The 6,704-nt window shown below is 41.5% G+C and carries 5 protein-coding genes and 1 rRNA gene; 2 read left to right on the top strand and 4 right to left on the bottom strand.

Annotated features, from left to right (window positions below; all coding sequences use genetic code 11):
• Positions 1 to 465: 465 nt before the first annotated feature.
• From rplT to thrS, 4 genes are all read right to left on the bottom strand, one after another.
• A complete protein-coding gene (rplT, locus tag A9996_RS11750; RefSeq protein WP_066435026.1) occupies positions 466 to 813 on the bottom strand; it encodes a 50S ribosomal protein L20 in 348 nt (115 codons plus the stop codon).
• Positions 814 to 960: 147 nt separating this feature from the next.
• Entirely contained in the window at positions 961 to 1,158 is a 198-nt protein-coding gene (gene rpmI, locus A9996_RS11745; RefSeq protein WP_026753164.1) for a 50S ribosomal protein L35, read from the bottom strand.
• 64 nt (positions 1,159 to 1,222) lie between these two features.
• Positions 1,223 to 1,714 carry a translation initiation factor IF-3 gene (gene infC / locus A9996_RS11740; protein WP_245905349.1) on the bottom strand — a complete coding sequence of 164 codons (492 nt, stop codon included), beginning with the start codon at positions 1,712 to 1,714 and terminating at the stop codon, positions 1,223 to 1,225.
• A 93-nt stretch (positions 1,715 to 1,807) separates the two neighbouring features.
• Positions 1,808 to 3,751, bottom strand: coding sequence for a threonine--tRNA ligase (gene thrS / locus A9996_RS11735; protein WP_066435019.1), 1,944 nt, complete (start codon positions 3,749 to 3,751; stop codon positions 1,808 to 1,810).
• Positions 3,752 to 4,517: 766 nt separating this feature from the next.
• On the opposite strand from thrS, the gene A9996_RS19905 reads away from it, so the two are divergent.
• Positions 4,518 to 4,826 (top strand): hypothetical protein, encoded by a 309-nt coding sequence (locus A9996_RS19905; protein WP_157487214.1) that lies wholly within the window; start codon positions 4,518 to 4,520, stop codon positions 4,824 to 4,826.
• Positions 4,827 to 5,000: 174 nt separating this feature from the next.
• Positions 5,001 to 6,518, top strand: a 16S ribosomal RNA gene (locus tag A9996_RS11725).
• Positions 6,519 to 6,704 lie beyond the last annotated feature (186 nt).

The following is a 6,704-nucleotide window of genomic DNA, read 5'->3' as shown; positions in this document are numbered from 1 at the left end:
ATCGGATTTTTTATATGTAACTGTAATTGTTGTTTCGCTGTCAAACGTGCAATGCTCCAAATGCATTTGAAATAATGAACTTTCGCTCATAGCTTATTATCCTTTACGAAATTGAAAACGAATTAACTTCACAATAGTTTAATGCATACAATGTTTTTGATAGTGTTGTGGACATTTACTAAATGCTATTGAAGAAGCAAGACTTTCAAGTTACATTGCTTTATAATGACTGGAGTGATCACTGTTAAAAGCGTTAAGAAGACGCTCAGAAGGAGTAGGGGAGATAAGGCAATTTAAATTCTCTCACCACTGCTGATGCGCTCTGTTTGAAAATTGGCCACCTATCTGTTATTTGTGCTGATATCGATGAAAATTCAAATATATAACCAGAGGGTATAAAAAAATCCGGTTCATGAAGAACCGGATTTTAATAAGCGAATTGTGGTTATTATTTTGGCGAAACGCCTATTTTTTGATTTTTTTAGCAATGGCTTCAAAAGCATCTGGATTGTTCATTGCTAAATCTGCAAGAACCTTACGGTTCAATTCGATGTTGCCAGCTTTGATACCACCCATAAATTTTGAATAAGACATTCCATGTATTCTGGCTGCTGCGTTAATACGCGTAATCCATAATGAACGGAAATTTCTCTTTTTTACTCTACGGTCTCTATACGAATATAACATCGCTTTGTCAACCGCATTTTTGGCTACTGTCCAAACGTTTTTACGTCTTCCAAAGTATCCTTTTGCTTGTTTGAGAACCTTTTTTCTTCTGGCTCTTTTTGCTACTGAATTTACTGATCTTGGCATTTCTTAATTGTTTTTTGTAGTAGGCGGTCTCTAATGGACACTTTGTCTTTTATTAACTTCGTAAATCAAAAATCATCAATCTACAATCGTTAATCTTTGAGCCTAACTCCAGGGTTTATAAATTTGTTTTAACCAATTAAAATCGTGTTACTTTAAACGTAACATGATTTTAACATTGTTCTCGTCTGCTTTATGCACCAAAGTGTCATGTGTTAGAGCGAGCTTACGCTTTTTAGATTTTTTTGTCAGGATATGACTCTTAAAGGCGTGCTTTCTTTTAATCTTCCCAGTGCCCGTTAGTTTAAAACGTTTTTTAGCACTAGATTTTGTTTTCATTTTCGGCATTTTCTCCTAAATTTAAATTTACTTTTCGCTTATTATCTTTATACGGCTAGTTTCCTATACGCATTTATTTCTTTTTTGGTGCGATGAACATTGTCATACGCTTACCTTCCAATCTTGGCATTTGTTCAACCTTACCATATTCTTCAAGATCTTGGGCTAATTTCAATAATAATATTTGCCCTTGCTCTTTGAACACAATAGAACGTCCTTTAAAAAATACAAATGCTTTTAGCTTTGCACCTTCCTTAAGAAACTTTTCTGCATGTTTCTTTTTGAATTCGTAATCGTGATCATCTGTTTGAGGACCAAAACGTATCTCTTTAACAATAACTTTAGTCGCTTTAGACTTTAAGGCCTTATCACGCTTCTTTTGTTCATAGAGAAACTTCTTATAATCCATAACCTTACATACAGGTGGATCAGCTTTTGGTGATATCTCAACCAAATCTACACCTTGCTCTTCAGCTATTGCTAAAGCTTGCTTAGTGGTGTATATACCAGTTTCAACATTTTCTCCTACAAGTCTTATGTTCTCGGATCTAATGTTTCTGTTAATTTTATGTTGCTCCTCTTTTTCAGTTCTTTTGAAGCTACCTCTGTTTCTACGAATTGCTATGGCTTATATATTTTTTAGTTAAACTTAATTTGCCTATTTAAAGGTTTTCAATGTCTTTTTTATTTCTTTGTCGACAATTTCAGAGAAGTCTTGTACACTAATCATGCCTAAATCTTCTCCACCGTGTTGACGTACAGTAATCTTATTTTCGTTCTCTTCATTCTCACCCACGATAATCATATATGGGATTTTGGCCATTTCCGCTTCACGGATTTTCTTGCCAATGGTCTCATTTCTGTTATCAGCGAGGGCGCGAATTTCGTCATTTTCTAGCAAATTTAAAACTTTTTCGGCGTATTTTTCATATTTCTCACTAATTGATAGCACCATAACCTGGGTTGGCATTAACCAAAGAGGGAAATTACCGCCTGTATGCTCTAGCAAAATAGCTATAAAACGCTCCATACTTCCAAAAGGGGCGCGGTGGATCATGACTGGTCTGTGAAGTTCATTATCACTGCCTTTATAAGTAAGGTCAAAGCGTTCCGGTAAATTATAATCTACCTGAATGGTGCCCAATTGCCAGTTTCTACCCAAAGCATCCTTTACCATAAAATCCAGCTTAGGACCGTAAAAAGCGGCTTCACCAGTGGCAACCACATAATCCAGACCTTTATCTATGGCCGCATTAAGGATGGCTGCTTCAGCTTTCTCCCAATTTTCATCGCTACCTATATATTTTTCAGGAGTATTAGGATCTCTCAACGACACCTGCGCCCTAAAGTTCTCAAATCCTAAAGAACCAAATACATAAAGCACCAAGTCAATAACGTCTTTAAACTCCTTATCGAGCTGGTCAGGCGTACAAAAAATATGCGCATCATCTTGAGTAAAACCTCTTACGCGCGTTAAGCCGTGGAGTTCACCACTCTGCTCGTAACGGTAAACCGTCCCAAACTCCGCATAACGCTTAGGCAATTCTTTATATGAAAATGGTTTTGCATTATAAATCTCACAATGGTGAGGACAGTTCATGGGTTTTAATAAAAACTCTTCCCCTTCGGCCGGGGTGTGGATAGCTTGAAAACTATCAGCACCGTACTTTGCATAATGTCCAGAAGTCACGTAAAGCTCTTTCTGTCCAATATGAGGCGTTACAACCATTTCATAACCTGCTTTCTTTTGTGCTTTCTTCAAAAAGTTCTCGAGACGTTCACGTAAAGCGGCACCTTTTGGTAACCATAACGGTAATCCTTGACCCACTTTGGCTGAGAAGGTAAACAGTTCCAATTCCTTGCCCAGTTTTCTGTGATCCCGCTTTTTCGCTTCTTCAAGTAAATGAAGATACTCTGTCAGCTCTTTTTGTTTCGGAAATGAAATTCCGTAAACTCTAGTTAATTGCTTGTTTTTTTCATCACCTCTCCAATAAGCACCGGCAACAGACATTATTTTAATTGCTTTGATGATTCCAGTATTCGGAATATGTCCACCTCTGCATAAATCCGTAAATGTAGAATGATCGCAAAGGGTAATCGTTCCATCTTCAAGGTTCTCGATCAGTTCTACTTTATATTCATTGTTTTGAGACTTATATAAGGACAAGGCATCGTCTTTAGAAACAGAACGCAGGTTAAAGTCAAATTTTCCTCTGGCAATTTCCAACATCTTATCTTCAATAGTTTTAAAGTCTTTATCAGAAAGCGTTTGATCTCCTAAATCTATATCATAATAGAATCCGTTCTCAATAGCCGGACCAATAGAAAGCTTTACGCCAGGATATAACTCTTCAAGTGCCTGAGCTAAAACGTGAGCCGAAGAATGCCAAAAAGCTTTTTTGCCTTCTTTGTCATTCCAGGTATATAATACCAAGGCACCATCTGTGGTCAATGGGGTATCTGTTTCAACAGTAGTTCCATTAAAACTTGCAGAAATCACGTTTCTGGCCAACCCTTCACTTATACTTTTGGCAACAACCATTGGTGTTGCATTATTCTCAAACGGTTTTACACTTCCGTCTGGTAGCATTATATCAATCATAGTTCACTTACTGATTAGGGTGACAAAGATAAGATGTTAAATACTTTCATACAATATATATATAGGTATAATGTAATGCAGATGAAATTTCGCCCATAGAGAAATCATTTGGAATGAAGGCTTACTACAACAGAGGAATATTCAAAGGTCCTATAAACTGTTACATGTGATATTGTATATAATAGGGTGTAGAGATCACCTTATTATAATGACGCTTATATTCATTTGGGCGTTTGTGTTGCCGAAGGGGCAACCCACCGCGCTCTCGCCCCTCACTTTTCACAGTCGCCGCCGGCGCCTGTAAAAGAGTTCAAGCAGGGGGCTCCATCGCTAACGCGGCTCGGGCAACTTTTGTTAAGAGGGCACTTTGGGATTTCAACAGGACAAGATCTGAGATCCATTCCATAAAGATGTCGCGCCGGACCTCCCCATTTTAGATTTTAAAATCTCAGCGCCTTCTTCCCTAAACAAGATAAAAAGCTTTTTCGTGAACCCAAACCAACAAAAGTCTTACCTATATATATGTAACGAGAGTCCCATATATCATATCCCTGAGTTTTTTTCGGCCATTTGGTTTCCTGGAGCGGCACGCTTCGCCGCCTTACCGTGATATTTTTTAGGGTATTGAACAGGCCCGGCACGATGGATCAAGGGCCGGTGCGGGCAGCGATCCGGCCTTGGGCCAGGGCAGGGCCAGCTTTTTTGGCCCCTAAAGCCTTCATTTTCAGATCGGAGAAAAAAAGTCAAAAAAAAGTGGGCGAATTTGTTGTTTGCAAAAGAAAAAGGGTTGTATATTTGCACCCCGCAAACGAGGTGGCTGAGGCCGCCGAGAGCAAGGAAAAACGTTCATGTACAGACCAAAAAAAGAAAAGACAAAATTTTACGAAAAAAAAGTTTTGCGGATCAAAAAAGAGGTTGTATGTTTGCAGCCGCAAAAAACGGCAACGTTGGGAGCGGAGAGTTCATTAAAATAATGTTTGTTGTAGTTGATTGGAGTGTGAAAAAAAACTTTCAAAAAAAACTTTCAAAAACATTGCGAGGAACAGAAAAGGGTTTTATATTTGCACCCGCTTAGCGATTGAGTTCGCTGGGAGAGACAAGAAACAAGTTCATTAACATATTGGATTGACAGCGTAGCGAAGTACTGGAAACGGTATTAGCACAAAAAGAGAACAAACCATTTTGAGTACCAAAAAATTGAATTTCCTTTGGTCGTTGAAAAGTACTGGGCGCAAGCCCAAAAAAATTAACGATGAAGAGTTTGATCCTGGCTCAGGATGAACGCTAGCGGCAGGCCTAACACATGCAAGTCGAACGGTAACAGCACTTCGGTGGCTGACGAGTGGCGCACGGGTGAGTAACGCGTATGCAACCTACCTTTCACAGTGGGATAGCCCAGAGAAATTTGGATTAATACCGCATAGTATGCAGGACCAGCATTGGATCTGTATTAAACATTTATGGGTGAGAGATGGGCATGCGTTCTATTAGTTAGTTGGAGTGGTAACGGCACCCCAAGACAGCGATAGATAGGGGCCCTGAGAGGGGGATCCCCCACACTGGTACTGAGACACGGACCAGACTCCTACGGGAGGCAGCAGTGAGGAATATTGGACAATGGGCGCAAGCCTGATCCAGCCATGCCGCGTGCAGGAAGACGGCCCTATGGGTTGTAAACTGCTTTTATACAGGAAGAAACACCCCGACGTGTCGGGGCTTGACGGTACTGTAGGAATAAGGATCGGCTAACTCCGTGCCAGCAGCCGCGGTAATACGGAGGATCCAAGCGTTATCCGGAATCATTGGGTTTAAAGGGTCCGTAGGTGGACGATTAAGTCAGAGGTGAAATCCTGCAGCTCAACTGTAGAATTGCCTTTGAAACTGGTTGTCTTGAATCATTGTGAAGTGGTTAGAATATGTGGTGTAGCGGTGAAATGCATAGATATCACATAGAATACCGATTGCGAAGGCAGATCACTAACAATGTATTGACACTGATGGACGAAAGCGTGGGGAGCGAACAGGATTAGATACCCTGGTAGTCCACGCCGTAAACGATGGATACTAGCTGTACGGACTTCGGTCTGTGTGGCTAAGCGAAAGTGATAAGTATCCCACCTGGGGAGTACGTTCGCAAGAATGAAACTCAAAGGAATTGACGGGGGCCCGCACAAGCGGTGGAGCATGTGGTTTAATTCGATGATACGCGAGGAACCTTACCAGGGCTTAAATGTAGATTGACAGGTTTAGAGATAGACTTTCCTTCGGGCAATTTACAAGGTGCTGCATGGTTGTCGTCAGCTCGTGCCGTGAGGTGTCAGGTTAAGTCCTATAACGAGCGCAACCCCTGTTGTTAGTTGCCAGCGAGTCATGTCGGGAACTCTAGCAAGACTGCCAGTGCAAACTGTGAGGAAGGTGGGGATGACGTCAAATCATCACGGCCCTTACGTCCTGGGCTACACACGTGCTACAATGGTGGGGACAGAGAGCAGCCACTGGGCGACCAGGAGCGAATCTATAAACCCCATCACAGTTCGGATCGGAGTCTGCAACTCGACTCCGTGAAGCTGGAATCGCTAGTAATCGCATATCAGCCATGATGCGGTGAATACGTTCCCGGGCCTTGTACACACCGCCCGTCAAGCCATGGAAGCCGGGAGTGCCTGAAGTCCGTCACCGCAAGGAGCGGCCTAGGGTAAAATTGGTAACTAGGGCTAAGTCGTAACAAGGTAGCCGTACCGGAAGGTGCGGCTGGAACACCTCCTTTCTAGAGAAAGACGGCCAAGGAAGTAAGAGTGATTGGAAAAGGGATGTTTTGTTCTCCCGCTGTTAATTTAATAATATACTATAGTAGAGTCTCATAGCTCAGCTGGTTACCCGCCCGCGCCGAAAAGGCACGTTCGGACGGGGAGCGCAGCGCTCTTTTAAGTTTTTATCGACGATAATGACTTGA

The sequence above is a fragment of the Gelidibacter algens genome (assembly GCF_001678675.1).
Taxonomy (GTDB): domain Bacteria; phylum Bacteroidota; class Bacteroidia; order Flavobacteriales; family Flavobacteriaceae; genus Gelidibacter; species Gelidibacter algens.
Note: the sequence above shows the minus strand (reverse complement) of the source record. Positions and strands in the feature narration are given on the sequence as shown.